Source organism: Nocardiopsis sp. B62 (assembly GCF_018070675.1).
GTDB lineage: Bacteria > Actinomycetota > Actinomycetes > Streptosporangiales > Streptosporangiaceae > Nocardiopsis > Nocardiopsis prasina.
The window spans coordinates 94,872-111,820 of record NZ_JAGPXK010000009.1; the positions used below are offsets into that span (position 1 = coordinate 94,872).

General features: G+C 71.4%; 16 protein-coding genes. 6 read left to right on the top strand and 10 right to left on the bottom strand.

Annotated elements, in window-relative coordinates; genetic code table 11:
• Positions 1–42: 42 nt before the first annotated feature.
• On the top strand, positions 43–621 hold the full coding sequence (locus KBX21_RS12485; protein WP_210841988.1) for a TetR/AcrR family transcriptional regulator: 579 nt from the start codon (positions 43–45) through the stop codon (positions 619–621).
• Positions 622–1,067: 446 nt separating this feature from the next.
• On the opposite strand, the gene KBX21_RS12490 is transcribed toward KBX21_RS12485, so the two are convergent.
• The 3 genes from KBX21_RS12490 to KBX21_RS12500 are packed head-to-tail and all read right to left on the bottom strand — an operon-like array spanning position 1,068 to position 4,319.
• Complete coding sequence (locus KBX21_RS12490; protein WP_210841989.1) at positions 1,068–3,458, bottom strand: excinuclease ABC subunit UvrA; 2,391 nt, start codon at positions 3,456–3,458, stop codon at positions 1,068–1,070.
• The gene (locus tag KBX21_RS12495) at positions 3,455–3,865 is read right to left on the bottom strand and encodes a VOC family protein (RefSeq protein ID WP_017547104.1); all 411 of its coding nucleotides are present in this window, start codon (positions 3,863–3,865) and stop codon (positions 3,455–3,457) included. Before KBX21_RS12495 ends, KBX21_RS12490 begins: the two co-directional genes overlap by 4 nt.
• A 10-nt stretch (positions 3,866–3,875) precedes the next feature.
• A complete protein-coding gene (locus KBX21_RS12500) occupies positions 3,876–4,319 on the bottom strand; it encodes a helix-turn-helix transcriptional regulator (RefSeq protein WP_017547105.1) in 444 nt (147 codons plus the stop codon).
• A gap of 174 nt (positions 4,320–4,493) precedes the next feature.
• Here KBX21_RS12500 and KBX21_RS12505 point away from each other — a divergent pair, with 174 nt between their 5' ends.
• A complete protein-coding gene (locus KBX21_RS12505; RefSeq protein WP_199776518.1) occupies positions 4,494–5,516 on the top strand; it encodes an alcohol dehydrogenase catalytic domain-containing protein in 1,023 nt (340 codons plus the stop codon).
• Positions 5,517–5,615: 99 nt separating this feature from the next.
• On the opposite strand, the gene KBX21_RS12510 is transcribed toward KBX21_RS12505, so the two are convergent.
• The 5 genes from KBX21_RS12510 to KBX21_RS12530 form a co-directional block, all read right to left on the bottom strand.
• Positions 5,616–6,626 (bottom strand): 4-hydroxythreonine-4-phosphate dehydrogenase PdxA, encoded by a 1,011-nt coding sequence (locus KBX21_RS12510; protein WP_049570128.1) that lies wholly within the window; start codon positions 6,624–6,626, stop codon positions 5,616–5,618.
• Positions 6,623–8,263 carry a tripartite tricarboxylate transporter permease gene (locus KBX21_RS12515; protein ID WP_234003877.1) on the bottom strand — a complete coding sequence of 547 codons (1,641 nt, stop codon included), beginning with the start codon at positions 8,261–8,263 and terminating at the stop codon, positions 6,623–6,625. Before KBX21_RS12515 ends, KBX21_RS12510 begins: the two co-directional genes overlap by 4 nt.
• Positions 8,260–8,826: a tripartite tricarboxylate transporter TctB family protein gene (locus KBX21_RS12520; RefSeq protein ID WP_210841990.1), complete on the bottom strand. Its 567-nt coding sequence runs from the start codon at positions 8,824–8,826 to the stop codon at positions 8,260–8,262. The genes KBX21_RS12515 and KBX21_RS12520 overlap by 4 nt, the downstream gene beginning before the upstream one ends.
• Entirely contained in the window at positions 8,823–9,788 is a 966-nt protein-coding gene (locus KBX21_RS12525; RefSeq protein WP_234003878.1) for a tripartite tricarboxylate transporter substrate binding protein, read from the bottom strand. The genes KBX21_RS12520 and KBX21_RS12525 overlap by 4 nt, the downstream gene beginning before the upstream one ends.
• Before the next feature lie 204 nt (positions 9,789–9,992).
• Positions 9,993–10,724 (bottom strand): GntR family transcriptional regulator, encoded by a 732-nt coding sequence (locus tag KBX21_RS12530; RefSeq protein WP_049570139.1) that lies wholly within the window; start codon positions 10,722–10,724, stop codon positions 9,993–9,995.
• Positions 10,725–10,895: 171 nt separating this feature from the next.
• Here KBX21_RS12530 and KBX21_RS12535 point away from each other — a divergent pair, with 171 nt between their 5' ends.
• The 4 genes from KBX21_RS12535 to KBX21_RS12550 are packed head-to-tail and all read left to right on the top strand — an operon-like array spanning position 10,896 to position 14,888.
• Complete coding sequence (locus KBX21_RS12535) at positions 10,896–11,867, top strand: sugar phosphate isomerase/epimerase (RefSeq protein ID WP_210841991.1); 972 nt, start codon at positions 10,896–10,898, stop codon at positions 11,865–11,867.
• The gene (locus KBX21_RS12540) at positions 11,864–13,630 is read left to right on the top strand and encodes a dihydroxyacetone kinase family protein (protein WP_210841992.1); all 1,767 of its coding nucleotides are present in this window, start codon (positions 11,864–11,866) and stop codon (positions 13,628–13,630) included. Before KBX21_RS12535 ends, KBX21_RS12540 begins: the two co-directional genes overlap by 4 nt.
• The gene (locus tag KBX21_RS12545) at positions 13,630–14,118 is read left to right on the top strand and encodes a ribose-5-phosphate isomerase (RefSeq protein WP_049570148.1); all 489 of its coding nucleotides are present in this window, start codon (positions 13,630–13,632) and stop codon (positions 14,116–14,118) included. Before KBX21_RS12540 ends, KBX21_RS12545 begins: the two co-directional genes overlap by 1 nt.
• Positions 14,115–14,888, top strand: a complete 774-nt coding sequence (locus KBX21_RS12550) for a triose-phosphate isomerase (protein ID WP_210841993.1) — start codon at positions 14,115–14,117, stop codon at positions 14,886–14,888. Before KBX21_RS12545 ends, KBX21_RS12550 begins: the two co-directional genes overlap by 4 nt.
• Before the next feature lie 97 nt (positions 14,889–14,985).
• Here the strand turns inward: KBX21_RS12550 and KBX21_RS12555 are convergent, their stop codons facing one another.
• Both KBX21_RS12555 and otnK read right to left on the bottom strand, forming a co-directional pair.
• A complete protein-coding gene (locus KBX21_RS12555; protein WP_210841994.1) occupies positions 14,986–15,636 on the bottom strand; it encodes a class II aldolase/adducin family protein in 651 nt (216 codons plus the stop codon).
• The gene (gene otnK, locus KBX21_RS12560) at positions 15,633–16,883 is read right to left on the bottom strand and encodes a 3-oxo-tetronate kinase (RefSeq protein ID WP_049570153.1); all 1,251 of its coding nucleotides are present in this window, start codon (positions 16,881–16,883) and stop codon (positions 15,633–15,635) included. The genes KBX21_RS12555 and otnK overlap by 4 nt, the downstream gene beginning before the upstream one ends.
• Positions 16,884–16,949: the final 66 nt, after the last annotated feature.

Below are 16,949 nucleotides of genomic sequence, written 5' to 3' on the forward strand. Positions count from 1 at the left end.
GACAGGTTGACAGAACCTCGATGTGAGTGTGTACTCACACCCATGAGTCCGAAAGACGGCGGCGGCCGTTCCACGGCGCGGGCGCGCCGGTCCCTGATCCTGGGGCACGCGGTGCCCGCCTTCGCTCGGGGCGGCTACCGCGCGACGCCGGTGACCGACATCGCCGACGCCGCCGGGATCTCGCAGGCCTACGTCTTTCGCCTGTTCGGCAGCAAACTGGGGCTGTTCACGGCGACGCTGGAGCTGTGCTTCGAGCGCGTCGAGCAGGCCCTGCGCGAGGGGGCGGAGGGTTCCCTCGGGGGTTCGGCCGCCCAGGTCCTGGAGGGGATGGGCGACGCGTACGCGGCGCTGATCGCCGACCGCGATCTGATCATGCTCCAGGTGCACGCCCAGAGCGCCACCGACGTCCCCGAGATCCGCGAGGCCGTCAGGAAGGGGTACGCCTCGGCGGTGACCCTGGCGCACTCGCTCTCCGGGGGGACCCGGGACCAGGTCCAGCACTTCTTCGCCATGGGGCTGATGTGCCACCTGATCACTGCCCTCGACCTGGACGAGGTGGACGCCCCGTGGGCGCGCACCCTGGCCAACGGCATGACCCATCCCCTCCGTCCCGCGGGGTGACGTGGGCCAGAACGGCCCGTCCCCCGGCGCCCTCCTGAGCCGTCCCCGCCTCGCTCGTGTCCGCTGTGGGAGCGGGCACTCTTGCGATCCGGGCTTGTGAGTGAGTGCTCACAAGGCATCTCCGAGAACGGTCGCCCCGATCCGCAGCGGTCCGCACCCCCCGCGAACGCCACCCCAGGGCAGAGGGCAACTCCATGACTGCGACCCCCGAGACCCCACCGGCGCACCCGGCGGAAGCTGCCCCGTCACACCCACGGCCATCGGCCCCCCTGGTACTGACCGGCACGGTCCTCGTCTCCGGTACTGGAACGTGAAGGGGACCCCTGACCCTTGCGGGCCTGGCGGGACACCGTGAGCGTCCACGAGGACCCGGGCATGGCGAGCGTCCTCGAGCTCTCCGAGTGAGGCCGTCCCGATACGGTGCCGGGACGGCCCCGGGCCCGTTGTCAGCCTCCGACGAAGTCCGCCAGGTGCTGGCCGGTGAGGGTGGAGCGGTCGGCGACGATCTCCGCCGGGGTGCCCTCGAAGACCACCCGCCCACCGTCCTGTCCCGCACCCGGGCCGAGGTCGATGATCCAGTCGGCGTGCGCCATCACCGACTGGTGGTGCTCGATCACGATCACGGACTTCCCGGACTCCACCAACCGGTCCAGCAGGCCCAGCAGGTGCTCGACGTCGGCCAGGTGCAGGCCGGTGGTGGGCTCGTCCAAGACGTACACGCCGCCCTCCTGCGCCATGTGGACGGCGAGCTTGAGCCGTTGGCGCTCACCGCCGGACAGCGTGGTGAGCGGCTGGCCCAGACCCAGGTAGCCCAGCCCCACGTCCGTCAGCCGTTCCAGGATTCGGTGCGCCGCCGGGGTCCGCGCCTCGCCCTCGGCGAAGAACGCGGTCGCCTCCGACACCGACATCGATAGCACCTCGCTGATGTCGCGCCCGCCCAGGCGGTACTCCAGCACGGAGGTGTCGAACCGCCTGCCGTCGCACTCCTCACAGGTGGAGGCGATGCTGGCCATGAACCCGAGGTCGGTGTAGACCACCCCGATGCCCTTGCAGACCGGGCAGGCGCCCTCGGAGTTGGCGCTGAACAGCGCGGGCTTGACCCCGTTGGCCTTGGCGAACGCCTTGCGGACCGGTTCGAGCAGCCCCGTGTAGGTCGCCGGGTTGCTGCGCCGCGAACCACGGATGGGGCTCTGGTCGACGGCCACCACTCCCGCCTCCACGGCGGAGGCCCCCTCGACCAGGGACCCCTGGACGAGTGAGCTCTTGCCCGAACCGGCCACCCCGGTGACGACGGCGAGCACCCCCAGGGGGACGTCCACGTCCACGTCGCGCAGGTTGTGCGTGTGGGCGCCCCTGATCTCGAATCGGCCGGTGGGGACGCGCACCCCCTCCTTGAGGGCCGTCCGGTCGTCCAGGTGGCGGCCGGTCGTGGTGCCGCTGGACCGCAGCCCACCGACGGTCCCCTCGAAACACACGGTGCCGCCCGCCGCACCGGCGCCCGGTCCGAGGTCCACGACGTGGTCGGCGATCGCGATGGTGTCCGGTTCGTGCTCCACGACCAGCACCGTGTTGCCCTTGTCGCGCAGCCGCAGCAGCAGCCGGTTCATCCGCTCGACGTCGTGCGGGTGCAGACCGGCGGTGGGTTCGTCGAAGACGTACGTGGTGTCGGTGAGCGAGGACCCCAGGTGGCGGATCATCTTGGTGCGCTGGGCCTCGCCGCCCGAGAGCGTCCCGGCCGCACGGTCCAGCGAGAGGTAGCCCAGCCCGATCTCCACGAACGAGTCCAGCGTCCGTCGCAGGGCCGAGAGCAGGGGAGCGGCGGACGGCTCGTCCAGCTCCCGCACCCACGCGGCGAGGTCGCTGATCTGCATCGCGCACACCTCGGCGATGTTCACGCCCCTGATCCTCGACGACAGGGCCGCCTCGCTGAGCCGGGTCCCGCCGCACACGGGGCAGTCGGTGAAGGTCACCGCGCGCTCCACGAAGGCCCGGATGTGCGGCTGCATCGCCTCCTTGTCCTTGGACAGGAACGACTTGCGGAGCTTGGGGATCAGACCCTCGAAGGTCAGGTTCGACTTCTCGACCTTCACCTTGACCGGCTCGTGGTACAGGAAGTCCCGCATCTCCTGCTCGGTGTAGTCGCGGATCGGCTTGTCCGGGTCGAAGAACCCCGACGCCTTGTAGGTCCGCACCGTCCACCAGTCGTCCGACTTCCAGCCGGGGATGGTGAACGCCCCCTCCGACAGCGACCTGGAGTCGTCGAAGAGCTCGCGCAGGTCGAAGTCGGTGACCTTGCCCCGGCCCTCGCAGTTGACGCACATGCCGCCGGTACGGGTGAAGGTCTGCTTCACCGTCTTTTGGTCGCCGCGCTCCACCGTGATGGCGCCGCTGGCCCTGACCGAGGCGACGTTGAAGGAGAACGCGTGCGGGGATCCGATGTGCGGCCGCCCCAGGCGGCTGAACAGGATGCGCAGCATCGCGTTGGCGTCGGTCGCCGTGCCCACGGTGGAGCGCGGGTCGGCGCCCAGGCGCTCCTGGTCCACGATGATGGCGGTGGTCAACCCGTCGAGGACGTCCACGTCCGGCCGGGGCATCGACGGCATGAAGCCCTGCGCGAAGCTGCTGTAGGTCTCGTTGATCATCCGCTGCGACTCGGCGGCGATCGTGCTGAAGACCAGCGAGCTCTTGCCCGAACCGGAGACTCCGGTGAACACCGTCAGGCGGCGTTTGGGGATCTCGACGCTGATGTCGCGGAGGTTGTTCTCCCGGGCGCCGTGCACCCGGATCAGCTCGTGGCCGTCCGCGGGATGCGGCGCGTCGGGGCGCTCCGCGGTCAACGGTCCTCCTTGATCCGGACCAGGTTCCCGGCCGGGTCGCGGAAGGCGCAGTCGCGGACGCCGTACGGCTGGTCGGTGGGCTCCTGGACGACCTCGGCGCCCCGGGCCACCATCTGTTCGAAGGCGGAGTCCAGGTCCGGGGTGGCCAGGTTCAGGAAGGCGTAGGTCCCCTTGGCCATCATCTCGGTGATGACCCGGCGCTCCTCGTCGGTGACGCCGGGGTCGGACACCGGCGGCTCCAGGACCACCGAGGTGTCGGGCTGCCCCGCCGGTCCCACGGTGATCCAGCGCATCCCCTCGTATCCGACGTCGAGGCGGACCTCGAAACCGAGGACGTCCCGGTAGAAGGCCAGGGAGGCCTCCGGGTCGGTGTGCGGCAGGAAACTGGCGTTGATCTTGATGTCCATGCTGGTCAGACTACGTCTGGCCGGGGCGCCGCGCTTCTTGATTCCTGATCGGTCTGGTGACCTGCCGGACGACGCACGAGGGCATGCCCTCCGCCTCGCCCACGGCCTGCTTCCGGTAGGCGCTGGGCGGCATCCCGACCAGTTCGGTGAAGCGGGTGCTGAAGGTGCCCAGGGACGAACAGCCGACCTCGAAGCACACGTCGGTGACGCTGAGGTCGCCGCGTCGCAGCAGCGCCATGGCGCGCTCGATGCGCCGGGTCATGAGGTACGAGTACGGCGAGTCGCCGTAGGCGCGCCTGAACTCGCGGCTCAGGTGCCCCGCCGACATGTGTGCGTCCCTGGCCAGCTGCTCGACGTTCAGCGGGCGCGCGTACTCCCGGTCGATCCGGTCCCGGACGCGCCGCAGGCGCGCGAGGTCGCTCAGGTGCTGCTCGGAGGTGGATCTACTGGTCACCGACTCATCGTGCCACGACGGACCGACGGACTCCAGCGACCCGACGCAGCAGGGCCTTCGGAGCCGCCGAACCCGCCCCGGGGGACCGCCGGACGCGCTATCTTGCGAGAAGTAGTCAAAACATCACTCAAAGTCACAGTGGTCGGTTGCACCCGACCCCGAAGGAGGAAACCGATGCGAGCGGCCCTGATGTACGGCGCCGGTGACGTACGGGTGGAGGACGTGCCCGACCCGGAGCTCGTCGATCCCGCCGACGCCCTCGTGCGCGTGGTGCGCACGTGCGTGTGCGGCAGCGACCTGCACGCCTACCGGGGTATGCCCGCCTCCCAGGAGGGCGTCCGGGCCGGGCACGAGTTCGTCGGTGTGGTGGAGGAGACCGGACCCGAGGTGACCTGGGTCAGCCCCGGAGACCTCGTGGTGTCGCCGTTCTCCTACGCGGACCACACGTGCGGGCTGTGCAGGGAGGGCCTGCACACCTCCTGCGCGAACGGGGGGCTGCTCAGCGGGGCGCAGGCGGAGGTGGTCCGCGTGCCCCAGGCCCAGGGCACGCTGGTCCGGCTGCCGGTGCGGGAGGAGTCCGCCCTGCTGCCCTCGCTGCTGACCCTGGCCGACGTCTACCCCACCGGCCACCACGCCGCGCTGACCGCCGGGGTCGGCCCCGGTACCTCGGTCACGGTCATCGGCGACGGCGCGGTGGGTCTGCTGTCAGTGCTGGCCGCGCGGAGAAGGGGCGCCGAGGAGATCATCCTCATGGGTCGGCACAAGGACCGCACCGACCTCGGCCGGGAGTTCGGCGCCGTCGAGGTGGTCGCCGAGCGCGGCGCCGAGGGGGTCGAACTGGTCCGGGACCTGACCGGGGGCCAGGGCACCCACGTGGTGATCGAGGCCGTCGGCCACCTGGACGCCTACGAGACGGCGCTGGGCGTGGCCCGCCCCGGAGGAACCGTCAGCCGTGTGGGCCTGCCCCAGTACGAGCAGGGGCCGATCGGGATCTCGGCGATGTTCGCCGCCAACGTCACCCTCACCGGAGGACCCGCACCCGTGCGCTCCTACATCGAGGAACTGCTCCCCGACATCCTGGAGGGCAACGTCCACCCGGGCCTGGTCTTCGACCACCCCACCGATCTCGACGGCGTCCCCGAGGGCTACCGGCTGATGGACCAGCGCGAGGTCCTCAAGGTGCTGGTCCAGCCCTGACGGCGCCACGGCCCCCGGGGAGCGAGTCGAGTCCCCGCAGGCCGTGGAGGGGTGTCCGCCCCGGTGGTACGCCTCCGGGGCGGACACCCGAACCCGGGGTCAGGCGTCGACGGAGCGCCGACCGCCGATCCGCACCGCCAGGTCGAACGCGTTCTGCATGGACCCGGTGTTGGCCACGCCCTGCCCGACCACGTCGAAGGCGGTGCCGTGGGCGGGCGTGCAGATCGGGACCGGGAGTCCGCCCGCGATGGTGACCCCTCCGTCGAACCCCATCAGCTTCATGGCGATCTGGCCCTGGTCGTGGTACATGGTCAGGATGCCGTCGAACTCGCCGTTCCTGGCGCGCAGGAAGATGGTGTCCGAGGGGAACGGGCCCTTGACGTCCAGACCCTGACCCGCGAGATCGCCGACGGCCGGGCTGATGACGTCGATCTCGTGACGGCCGAACCTGCCGCTCTCCCCGGCGTGCGGGTTGAGCGCGCACACGCCGATCCTGGGGGAGGCCAGACCGGAGCCGCGCAGGACCTGGTCGAGGAGGAGACCGGCCTTCACCACGTTGTCGCGTGTGATGCCCGAGTGCACGTCCGCGATGGACACGTGCGAGGTCACGCGCGCGGTCCACAGGCCCGGGAGCACGTTCAGCTCGGAGGTGAAGGAGTCGACCCCCAGCACCTCCTCGAACCAGCGCAGCTCGTCGTTCTCCGCCATCCCGGCCAGGTGCAGGGACGACTTGTTGAGCGGAGCGAACAGGATGGCGTCCACCCGTCCGTCCTTGACCATGTCGAGGGCGACGGCGAGGTTGGCCAGCGCCCATCTGCCACCCGCCTCGGTCGCCTTGCGGCGCTCGAAGCCGGCCTCGCACCCGACGGGGCGGGCCGCGCTGTTGTCGTGCAGGACCGGGAGCCCGCTTCCGGCGTCGCCGTACTCGATGGGGACCCCGGCGTCCTCGCCCGCGGAGCGCAGCTCGTCCGGGTCGGAGATGAGAACGATGTCGGCGGCCTCGGTGTTCTCGGGGCGGGACAGCAGCTTCGCGATCAGTTCGGGTCCGACCCCTGCCGGGTCTCCCAGGGTGATCGCGACGCGGGGGCGGGGCTGGGAAGAGGTGGTCATGACTGCCTTTCTGGCGGTTGGGGTTGGTGACCGGTGTCGGTGCCGTCGTTCGCGGTGTGGCCTTCGGTGGAGCTGGCGGCCTTCGGCTCGGTGGTCCCGGTGTGGTCGGTGGTTCCGGCGGGGTTGGTGTCCTGCTGGCCGTCGGCGTCGCCGTTCCCCCGGATCCTGGACCGGAGTGCCTTCACACCGGCGGGGCCGATGATCAACAGCAGGGCCACCCCGAGGATGGTGAGCGCTGTGCCGCTGGAGGCGAGCAGAGGCAGGACCGAGCCCTCACCCAGTGCCGAGGTCTGCACCAGCGCGGTCTCGAAGAGCGGGCCGATGACCAGGCCGAGCACGAGCGGTGCAACGGGGAGGTTGAGCCGCTTCATGGCGTAGCCCACGAAACCGAACACGATGACGATCCACACGCTGAGCATGCTGTTCTTGATCGAGTAGGCGCCGACCAGGCTCGTGACGATGATCAGCGGGTAGAGGATCGAGTACCTGATCCGCAGGAGCTGGGCGAAGACCGGCGCCAGCGGCAGGTTCAGCAGGAGCAGGATGGCGTTGCCGATGAAGAACGAGGCCAGGAGCCCCCAGACCAGGGTGGGCTGGTTCTCGAAGAGCAGTGGCCCCGGCTGGATGCCGTACACCAGGAAGGCGCCAAGGAGGACGGCGGTGGTGGCGCCGCCGGGGACCCCCAGGACCAGCGTCGGGATGAAGTTGGCGTTGGACCCCGAGCTGGTGGCGGCGTCGGGTGCGACGACGCCCTCGATCGCGCCCGTGCCGAGCTGGGCGCGGTTCCGGGAGAACCGCTTCTCGACCCCGTAGGCCATGAAGGAGGCGAGCGTGGTCCCCGCCCCGGGCAGACAGCCGAGGACGAAGCCGACCAGAGTGCCGCGCGCGGTGGCCGGGGCCGAGCGGCGAAGGTCCTCGCGCGTGAGGAGGAGGTCGCGGAAACGCGCACGGATGGGGGTGGCCATCCCGCGGTGGAGCTGGTTGAGGAGCTCCCCGATGGCGAAGAGCCCGATCATCACCTCGACGTAGGGCAGGCCGCCGAACAGGCCCACCTGGTCGAAGGTGTACCGGGGTGTCCCCGAGCCGACGTCCACCCCCACGCTGGAGATCAGGACACCGACCAGGCCGAGGGCGGCGCCCATCAGCAGGTTGCCTCCGGAGAACACCACGATCGTGCACAGACCGAGGGCCATCACGGCGAGGATCTCGGGCGGGCCGAAGCCGAGGGCGATGTTGGCGAAGATCGGTGCCAGCGTGGTCAGGGCGATCAGCGCGACGAAGGCCGCCGTGAACGAACCGATCGCGGAGATGGCCAGGGCGGGTCCCGCCCGTCCGGCGCGCGCCATGCGGTAGCCGTCGAAGGTCGAGACCACGGAGGAGGCCTCACCGGGTGTGGCCACCAGGATGGCGGTGGTCGTGGCTCCGAACTGTGAGCCGTGGTAGATGCCCGCGAGCATGATGAGCGCGGTGAGCGGGTCGAAGGTGAGTGTGACCGGGATCAGGATGGCCACGCCCGTGGCCGACCCGAGGCCGGGCAGGATGCCGATGACGGTGCCGAGCAGGACGCCCACGAAGCACCAGAACAGGTTCTCCGGAGTGAGCGCGGCGCTGAAGCCCACGACGAGGTTGTCGATCACGGGGCGCTCCACAGGGTCGGATCGAACACGCCGAGGGGAAGCGGAACCCTCAGGAGTACGACGAAGAGCAGATAGCACACGACCAGGACGCCGACGGAGGCGGTGAGCGCGACAGGCCAGCGCAGGCGTTCGACGCCGATGGTCAGGAAGAGGGTCAGGACGGCCAGCGCGGGCAGCATGCCGAGGAAGGGAATGAGCGTGCCGGTGCAGACCAGGGCCGCCGAGACGACGACCAGCTTGCGGCGGATCGCCCGGTGCTCCTCGGCGGAGCGCTCGGTGTCGTCCTCCACGTGGCCGTCGCCCTGGAGGACCGTCCCGGTGCGCCTCTCCCGGTACAGGAGCACCGCGCCGATGACGGCCAGGGCCAGTCCGGCCACGCGGGGCAGTGCCCCGGGTCCGACGGTCCCGTCCTCGGCCGTGGTCCAGGGGTAGGCGAACGAGCCCAGGAAGAAGAGCGCGCCGAGGGCGGACAACGCGGCGTGCGCGGCGAGGACCGAGGGCCGGGCCCTGGGCGCGCCGCCGGTGTTCGCGCCGGTGGGGTGGGAAGTGGTGTCGCCGCTCACCGGAACGCCTCCGACATCTCCTCGTCGTGTTCCGCCAGGTACTCCTCGAACTCCTCGCCCGAGAGGACCGCCGGGATGAGGAGGTCGTCCTTGATGTAGTCGTGGTAGGTGTCGGAGTCCATGGCCTCCAGGATCGAGTCGATCCAGTAGTCCCGCTGTACCGGGGCGATCCCGTCGGGGGCCAGGACACCGCGCCAGATGGTGACCTCGGCGTCCAGACCCTGTTCGACGGCGGTGGGCACGTCGCCCAGCACCGGGTCGTCGTACCGCTCCTCGCTGAGCGTGCACAGGGCCTTGAAGTCGCCGCTCTCCACATAGGGCTTGGCGGAGGCGGCACTGGCCGGAGCGACCTCGATCTGGCCGCCGAGCAGTCCGGTGAGGACTTCGCCGGTGGAGCCGTAGGGCACGACGGAGAACTGCCCGCCGTTCCTCTCGAACTCCGCCGTGACCAGGGAGTCGGCGCCGGTCCGGCCGCTTGATCCGGTCTTGACCGTCTGGTCCTGGCTGGCCTCGATCAGTTCGGCGCAGGTCTCGTAGGGGGCGTCGTGGGAGGCGACGACCATCCGCGAGTCCTGGGCGAACATGACCAGGGGGGTGAAGTCGCGATAGGTGAAGGGCACGTCGTAGACGAGGGGCAGGGTGTTGAGGGCGCTCTCGGCCACGAGCAGGGCGTTGCCGTTACCCTGCTCGGACATGAAGGTGGCCCAGCCGACCGCGCCGGAGCCCCCCTCCCTGTTCTCCACGTTGACGTTGAACCCGGCGTCGAGGTCGTTGAGCGCCTCGGCCATGACACGGGCGGAGCGGTCGCTGCCGCCGCCGGGAGCGAAGGCGACGAGTGCGGAGACCGAACCGCGGGGGGTCCAGTCGTCCGGGGGAGCGGGGCTGGCGTTCAACGCCGTGCATCCCGCGAGCAGGATGCAGGCGCTTGGCGCTGCCAGTGCCATGCGCGGTGATGGCTTCATGTCAGGCCCTCTTGCGTCCAGGGGGTGGAGGAGTTCTCTGACGCGCAACCTGAGCGACATCAAAGATCCTATTGGATATCGGACCAAGCTAGGTGTCTGACACAGGATTGACAAGAGGGCGAAACAAAATCGGACGAACAAGAGACGGCGGTGGGCCCTCTCCCATGCCGGAGAGGGCCCACCGCCGCGCTGAGCTGTGAGGGGTCAGCCCTCCACCGAGGCCCGGCGCGCCACCGCCTCCAGATGGGAGCGCATGGTGGCGCGGAGGGCCTCGGGGTCGCCGGACTCGAAGGCGGCGAGGATCGCGGTGTGCTCCGCGATCGCCTGGTCCATGTCCATCGTCCCGTGCTGGACGGTCTGTCGGAGTCGGTGGACGTGCGCGCTCAGGGACTCGGCCGACTGAGTCAGGAAACGGTTCCCCGCCGCCCTGATGATCGTCAGGTGGAACTCCCAGTCGGCGGCGAAGTACTCGCGCAGGTCGGCGAAGTCGGGAGGTGTCTCGCCGGCTCCGCGAACCTCACGCACCTTGTGAGCGGCGAGGACGTGCTGGGCGTGGGCCACGCGCAGCTCCGGCAGCAGGTCGTCGGAGCGCCCGGCCGCGCGCTCGACCGCGGCGACCTCGAGGATCGTGCGCATGTCGAAGAGCTCCTCCAGCTGTTCGGGCGTCATGGGCGGAGCGACCCGGTAGCCCTTGAGCGCTACACGCGACACCAGGCCGGTGTGCTCCAGCTGGACCAGGGCCTCGCGTACCGGCGTGGGGGAGACGGCCAGTTCGCGGGCGAGCGAGTCGATGCCCAGGGAGCTCCCCGGGGGTGCGGAGCCGTTGAGCAGCTTCTCCAGGATCGCGTCGTACACGCCGTCCCGAAGGGCTCGGCGGGCGACCACGGTGCCCTTCGTGGTTGAACCCCCGGTGGAGGTGGTCTCTCTTTTGTTCATCTCCACCCGATCCTAGCCCGACGGTGGTGTGACTCGTCGGTCAACTCTGTTCGACATCGGAAAGATCCTATAGGGTCTATGATTTCAAGCCCGCTGGGGCTCCGTCCGTGCTCGGACCGGTGTCCCACGTCGGCTCGCGCAGCCCCTCAGGACCGACCCCCGGAGACGACGATGCCCCATACCGCGCAGGACTGGCCGATCGGTGCCGCGCTCCTCCAGTTCCCCGACACCGCACCTGACGGCACGCCGGTTCAGGACGCACCGGCCGCGGCGTGGTCCGCGGTACTGAACGAGGTGGCCGCCGAGGGGTTCGCCCACGTGGACCTCACCGACTCCTGGCTGCGGCCGGGGGACCTCTCCCGTCAGCGCCTGAGCGAACTGGCCCGAGTCCTCGGGGCCCACCGCCTCGGCGTCTCCGCGGTCTCCGTGACCCGCCGCAGCGTGATCGACCCCGACCCGGCCGTCGCCGAGGACAACTTCGACTACCTGCTGCGGACCGTCGACGCCGCCGCCGAGCTGGGCACCACCGTCGTCTGCGCCGGACTGCACCGGCCCCTGACCGAGGCACAGCGGCGGGCCCTCTGGTTCTGGCACGAACCCGGCGGCTCGGACCCGGTGGACGACGAGCGCTCCTGGTCGCTGGCGGTCGAACGCCTGCGCGCCGCAGGTGAACGCGCGGCGCGGCACGGGCTGCGCCTGTCCTTGGAGATGTACGAGGACACCTACCTCGGCATCCCGGAGAGCGCGGTCCGGATGGTCCGCGACATCGGGCTCCCCAACGTGGGGATCAACCCCGACATCGGCAACCTGGTCCGTCTGCACCGCCCGGTGCCGCACTGGGAGGAACTGCTGGTCCCGGTCCTGCCCTACGTCAACTACTGGCACGTGAAGAACTACCATCGCGACTTCGACCCCGCGACCGGCGCCTACTTCACCGTGCCCGCCCCTCTGGAGGGCGGCGTCATCGACTACCGGAGGGCGTTCGAGCTCGCGTTGGGAGCCGGGTTCGACGGCCCGGTCTGCACCGAGCACTACGGGGGCGACGGGCTGGGGGTGTCGGCGCGCAACCGCGACTACGTGCGCCGCGTCCTCGCCGTCAAACTCCCCACGGCAGCCCCGGCCAGAGAGGGGAAGCAGTCATGACACTCCTGGTCAACGATCCAGCCGACTTCGCCGCCGAGGCGCTCGCCGGATTCGGCGCGGCGCACCCGGACGCGATCCGTGTCGTCCACGGGGGAGCGGTGCGTGCCTCCGCCACCCCGCAGGGGCAGGTCGCCACGGTCCTCGGGGGAGGCACCGGCCATTATCCGGCGTTCGCGGGCTGGGTCGGCCCCGGGTTCGCGCACGGGGCCGCCTGCGGCAACATCTTCTCCTCACCCTCCGCCTCCCAGATCTGTTCCGTGGCGCGCGCGGCCGAGAACGGGGGCGGTGTCGTCCTCGGTTTCGGGAACTACGCGGGTGACGTGCTCCACTTCGGGCAGGCGGCCGAACAGCTGAGGGCCGAGGGGCTGGACGTGCGCGTCCTCGCGGTCACCGACGACGTCGCCTCCGGGCCCGCGGACGAGACCGCCCTGCGCAGGGGCATCGCGGGTGACCTGACGGTCCTGAAGATCCTGGGCGCGGCAGCGGAGGCGGGGCTCGGTATCGCGGAGGTCCACCGTGCCGGGACCAGAGCCAACGCCGCCACCCGGTCCCTGGGGCTGGCCTTCGACGGCTGCACGCTCCCGGGCGCGGACCGGCCCCTGTTCACGGTCGGCGCCGGCCGGATGGGCGTGGGGCTGGGGATCCACGGTGAGCCCGGTATCGAGCAGCGCCCCCTGCCGACCGCGGACGAGGTGGCCGACCTGCTGGTGGACGGTGTGCTCGCGGAACGCGACGCGGCAGCCGGGGCCGTCGGTGGTTCCGAGCGCGTGGCGCTGGTCCTCAACGGCCTCGGCGCCACCAAGTACGAGGAGCTGTACGTCGTCCACCGCCGGGTGAGTGAGCGGCTCGCCGCCGAGGGCCTCACCGTCGTGGCCCCGGTCGTGGACGAACAGATCACCAGTCTGGGCATGGCGGGGCTCTCCCTGACCCTCACTTTCCTCGACTCCGAACTGGAGCGGTTCTGGGCGGCCCCCGCCGTGACACCCGCCTTCCGGCGCGGTCACCTCCCGCCCCGCCCCCCACGCACCGACGACCTCGCGGCGGCCCGGCGGACGCCGCCGGTCACCCCCGGAGACGAACCCTCAAGGGCTCTGGGAGCACTGATCGCCGAGGCGTTGGGAACCGTGCGCGACACCGTCGCGACCCACGAGCGCAGACTCGGCGAGATCGACGCCGTCGCCGGGGACGGGGACCACGGCATCGGCATGAGGCGCGGGGCCGAGGCCGCGGCCGAGGCGGCGGATCGGGCCGTCGTGCTCGGTGCCGGAGCACGCGCCGTCCTGACGCGGGCCGGGGCCGCGTGGTCGGAGAGCGCGGGCGGCACGTCCGGCGCTCTCTGGGGAGCGGCGCTGACCGCGTTGGGCTCCGTGCTCGGAGACGGCGGGAGGGTGGGACCCGAACGCGCCGTGACGGGTGCCCGAGCCGCGGTCGACGCCGTGGTGCGCCTCGGCGGGGCCAGACCCGGCGACAAGACACTGGTGGACGCGGCCGTGCCCTTCGTGGACCGGCTGGAGTCGGCCCTCGGTGAGCTGGGCCCCAACGCGGCCTGGGCGGAGGGCGCCGCGGCCGCGCGCCGCGCGGCCGACGCCACCGCCTCGATCCCGGCCCGACTGGGACGGGCCCGGGCACACGGCGACAACAGCCTCGGCACCCCCGACGCGGGAGCGGTCTCCTTCTCCCTGATCGTCACCGCGCTGACCCCCCGATTCCAGCAGGAAACACACTCCCGACAAGCACCCGACCTCCAAGAGGAGAACCACTGATGCTGATGCGCGTCGCAGTCGGCTCCGACATCGCGGGCTTCGACTACAAGGAGGTCTTCAAGGAGGACCTCGCCGCCCACACCGGCGTGGCGGAGGTGATCGACGTCGGGGTCGCCTCCGACCAGGACACCGACTACCCGCACGTGGCGGTCGAGGCGGCACGCCTGGTCGCCGAGGGACGGGTCGACCGGGCTGTGCTCGTGTGCGGTACCGGCCTCGGTGTGGCGATCGCCGCCAACAAGGTGCCGGGCGTGCGCGCCGTCACCGCCCACGACTCGTTCTCGGTCGAACGGTCGGTCCTGTCCAACGACGCCCAGGTGCTCTGCCTCGGACAGCGGGTCGTCGGGATCGAACTGGGCCGCAGGCTCGTCCGCGAGTGGCTGACCTACAGCTTCGACACCTCCTCGCCCTCCGCCGAGAAGGTCGCGGCTCTGTGTGCCTACGAACCGGGCACCGGCTCCCAAGGGACCGGGACACCGGGCCGGTGAGGCGGCCGGAGCTCTGGATCGGCACCAGTTTCAAGATGACGAAGACCCGGGCTCTGGCGGTCGCCTACGCGCGACGCCTGCGCGCGGAGGTCGGCGCGGGCGTGCCGGGGGTCACCGCCTTCGTCATCCCCCCGGCGACCGCCCTGGCGGAGGTGTCGGACGTCCTCGGGGGCGGGCCCGTCCTGACCGGTGTGCAGAACGCCCACTGGGAGGACGGGGGCGCCTGGACCGGAGAGCTGTCGGTACCGCAGGCGGCTGACGCGGGGGCCCGGATCGTCGAGATCGGCCACTCCGAGCGGCGTACGCACTTCGGCGAGACCGACGAGACCGTGCGCCTCAAGGTCCGCGCCGCCCTACGTCACGGGCTGACCCCGTTGGTGTGCTGTGGCGAGAGCGCGGAGGTCCTCGCCCGGGGAGGCTCCGTCGATCACGTGCTCGGGCAGGTGGAGGCCGCTCTCGGCGGCCTCCCCGCCGGGCCCGAAGGCCTCGGCCGCGTCCTGGTCGCCTACGAGCCGATCTGGGCCATCGGGGAGCACGGCCGGGCACCGCGTCCGGAGGAGGTCGCCGCCGTGCACGGGGCCCTCTCCGCGGAGTGGGGCGACCGTGTCGGGGCCTTCCTGTACGGCGGGTCGGTCACCACTGACAACGCGGCCGACCTGCTTCGCGTCCCCGGCGTGGGCGGCCTCTTCGTCGGCCGCTCGGCCTGGGAGGTCGAGGGCTACCTCGAACTCCTGAGGACCGGGCGACGCCACGTCGGCGCGATGAGCTGAGCCGCACGGCAGGCACCGTCGGCGGGGCCGGGGTCACCCCGCTCCCCGCCGACGGCTGTCCGCCCTCCTCCCGAGGGGCGCCGACGGGGAGCGGAGGTCACATGTCCCAGGTGGTCCCGTAACGGTCGGTCAGCTCACGTACCTCCTCGGGGGAGAGCACCGAGAACGTGCTCCCCCTCAGGGCGACGACGACGCGCGAGGCCTCCTCCAGCTCGACCGCCCCCTCCAGGGCCGCCCCCGGGGACGAGGCCGCAACCAGGGAGCCGTGGTTGGCGAGCAGCGCCGCGTCGAAGCGCCCCGGAAGCTTCGCGAGGTTCTCGGCCAGCTGGTGGCTCCCGGGCGCCGCGTAGGGAACCAGGGGAGCCTGGCCCACACGCATGACCAGGTACGGCGTGACGGGTGGCAGCGCCGACGTGGTCGACCACGCGGGCAGGCAGGAGGCCGCCGTGGAGTGTGGCGAGTGCAGGTGGACGACGGCGTGCGCCCCACCGGACCTGCGGTACATCTCCAGGTGGAGCGGGAACTCCTTCGACGGGGCGGGACCGGAGAGGTGCGTCCCCTCGTCGTCCAGTACCGCCAGCCCCTCGGGATCCAGGTCCCCCAGGGAGACCCCGGTGGGGCTCATCAGGACGGTGCCGCCGACGCGCACCGAGACGTTGCCCGAGGACCCCGGGCTCAGCCCCAGGTCGACGGCGCGCCGTCCCGCCGCGCACAACTCCTCCGCGGCGCGGAGCGTCTGCTCGTTCACGCGCCCTCCTCCCACGCCCGCACGAACAGGTCCTCGGCGCCGAAGTTCCCGGACTTCAGCATGAGGTGGATGTCCTCGCCGTCGCGGAGACCGCGCATCCACGCCACCCCAGGGTCGACCTCGGGTCCCAGGGCGAGGGAGCCGACACCGAGCCGACGCACCACCGCTCCGCTGGTCTCACCACCCGCCACCAGGAGCGCACGGGTCCCGGCGGCCACGAGGCGTTCCGCGATCTCGGCCAGGGCCTGCTCGATGACCGGCGCGTCCGCCGTGTCAACGACGTCCTCCGGCGAGGCGGTCGCGTACACGACGAACGGGACGTCCGCGCTGTCCAGCGCCGCGGTGACGGCGGCGGACACCACGGAGTCGAAGTCCGACCGCAGCTCGGCGGCGCGGATCTGGCGCCCGGCGCCCAGGGAGAGGGCGTGCCGCACCTGCCCCTGGGTGGCCCGGGAGGCGCTGCCGGACAGCACCACGCGCGGACCGCCCGGCAGCGCGAACTCCGCGAGGTCGTCGGTCCGGGGGCCGGTGAGGCCCTGGGCGAGGGCGCTGCCGCCGGTGAGCAGACGAAGGTCGTCCGTCGCGGCGGCGAGTGTCCTGAGGTCGGCGTCGCGCAGGGCGTCGACGACCACGAACCGGGCACCGGCCTCACGGGCCGCGCCGATGGCGGCGCGCACCGCGTCGGCGCCTTCGGCCACCACCGGCCACGGCACCAGGGCCACGTCGTCCGCGCCTCGGCTGACCTGGGGTTCGAGTAGGCGGAGCAGGTTCGAGTCGGTCATGGGAGTCAGCGGGTGGTGCCGCATCGGTGACTCGTCCAGCGGCTGGTCGCCGACGAACAGGTGGCCCCGGTAGACGGTGCGCCGGTTCGCGGGGAAGGCCGGTGCGATGACCGTGACCTCCTCGCCCAGGGCCTCCAGGACCGCCTCGGAGACGGGACCGATGTTGCCATCCGAGGTGGAGTCGAAGGTGGAGCAGTACTTGACGTAGAACCGTTCGCACCCGGCGCCGCGCAGCCAGGCCAGCGCGTCCAACGACACCTTGACGGCCTCGTCGACGGGCATCGTGCGCGACTTCAGGGCCACGACCACGGCGTCGGCCCCGTCGGTGACGGCGTCGAGCGTGCGCCGCTCGCCGTCCGCGTCCGCTCCCAGGACGACGGTGGTGCGAAAGCCCGCGGACGTGAGTGTGATGGCGAGGTCCGTGGCTCCGGTGAGATCGTCGGCGATCGCGCCGAGAGTCGCCATGGGTTCTCCTGTGGATCGGTGGTGGACGGAACGGGTGAGGCGTTCCGTGGAGGAGACCCCCACGGA

Bases quoted from the DNA above. Each gene is read 5' to 3' on its own strand.
- KBX21_RS12485 (WP_210841988.1), top strand. From the start codon at position 43: ATGAGTCCGAAAGACGGCGGCGGCCGTTCCACGGCGCGGGCGCGCCGG.
- KBX21_RS12495 (WP_017547104.1), bottom strand. From the start codon at position 3,865: ATGGACATCAAGATCAACGCCAGTTTCCTGCCGCACACCGACCCGGAG.
- KBX21_RS12505 (WP_199776518.1), top strand. From the start codon at position 4,494: ATGCGAGCGGCCCTGATGTACGGCGCCGGTGACGTACGGGTGGAGGAC.
- KBX21_RS12510 (WP_049570128.1), bottom strand. From the start codon at position 6,626: ATGACCACCTCTTCCCAGCCCCGCCCCCGCGTCGCGATCACCCTGGGA.
- KBX21_RS12525 (WP_234003878.1), bottom strand. From the start codon at position 9,788: ATGAAGCCATCACCGCGCATGGCACTGGCAGCGCCAAGCGCCTGCATC.
- KBX21_RS12530 (WP_049570139.1), bottom strand. From the start codon at position 10,724: ATGAACAAAAGAGAGACCACCTCCACCGGGGGTTCAACCACGAAGGGC.
- KBX21_RS12535 (WP_210841991.1), top strand. From the start codon at position 10,896: ATGCCCCATACCGCGCAGGACTGGCCGATCGGTGCCGCGCTCCTCCAG.
- KBX21_RS12540 (WP_210841992.1), top strand. From the start codon at position 11,864: ATGACACTCCTGGTCAACGATCCAGCCGACTTCGCCGCCGAGGCGCTC.
- KBX21_RS12545 (WP_049570148.1), top strand. From the start codon at position 13,630: ATGCTGATGCGCGTCGCAGTCGGCTCCGACATCGCGGGCTTCGACTAC.
- otnK (WP_049570153.1), bottom strand. From the start codon at position 16,883: ATGGCGACTCTCGGCGCGATCGCCGACGATCTCACCGGAGCCACGGAC.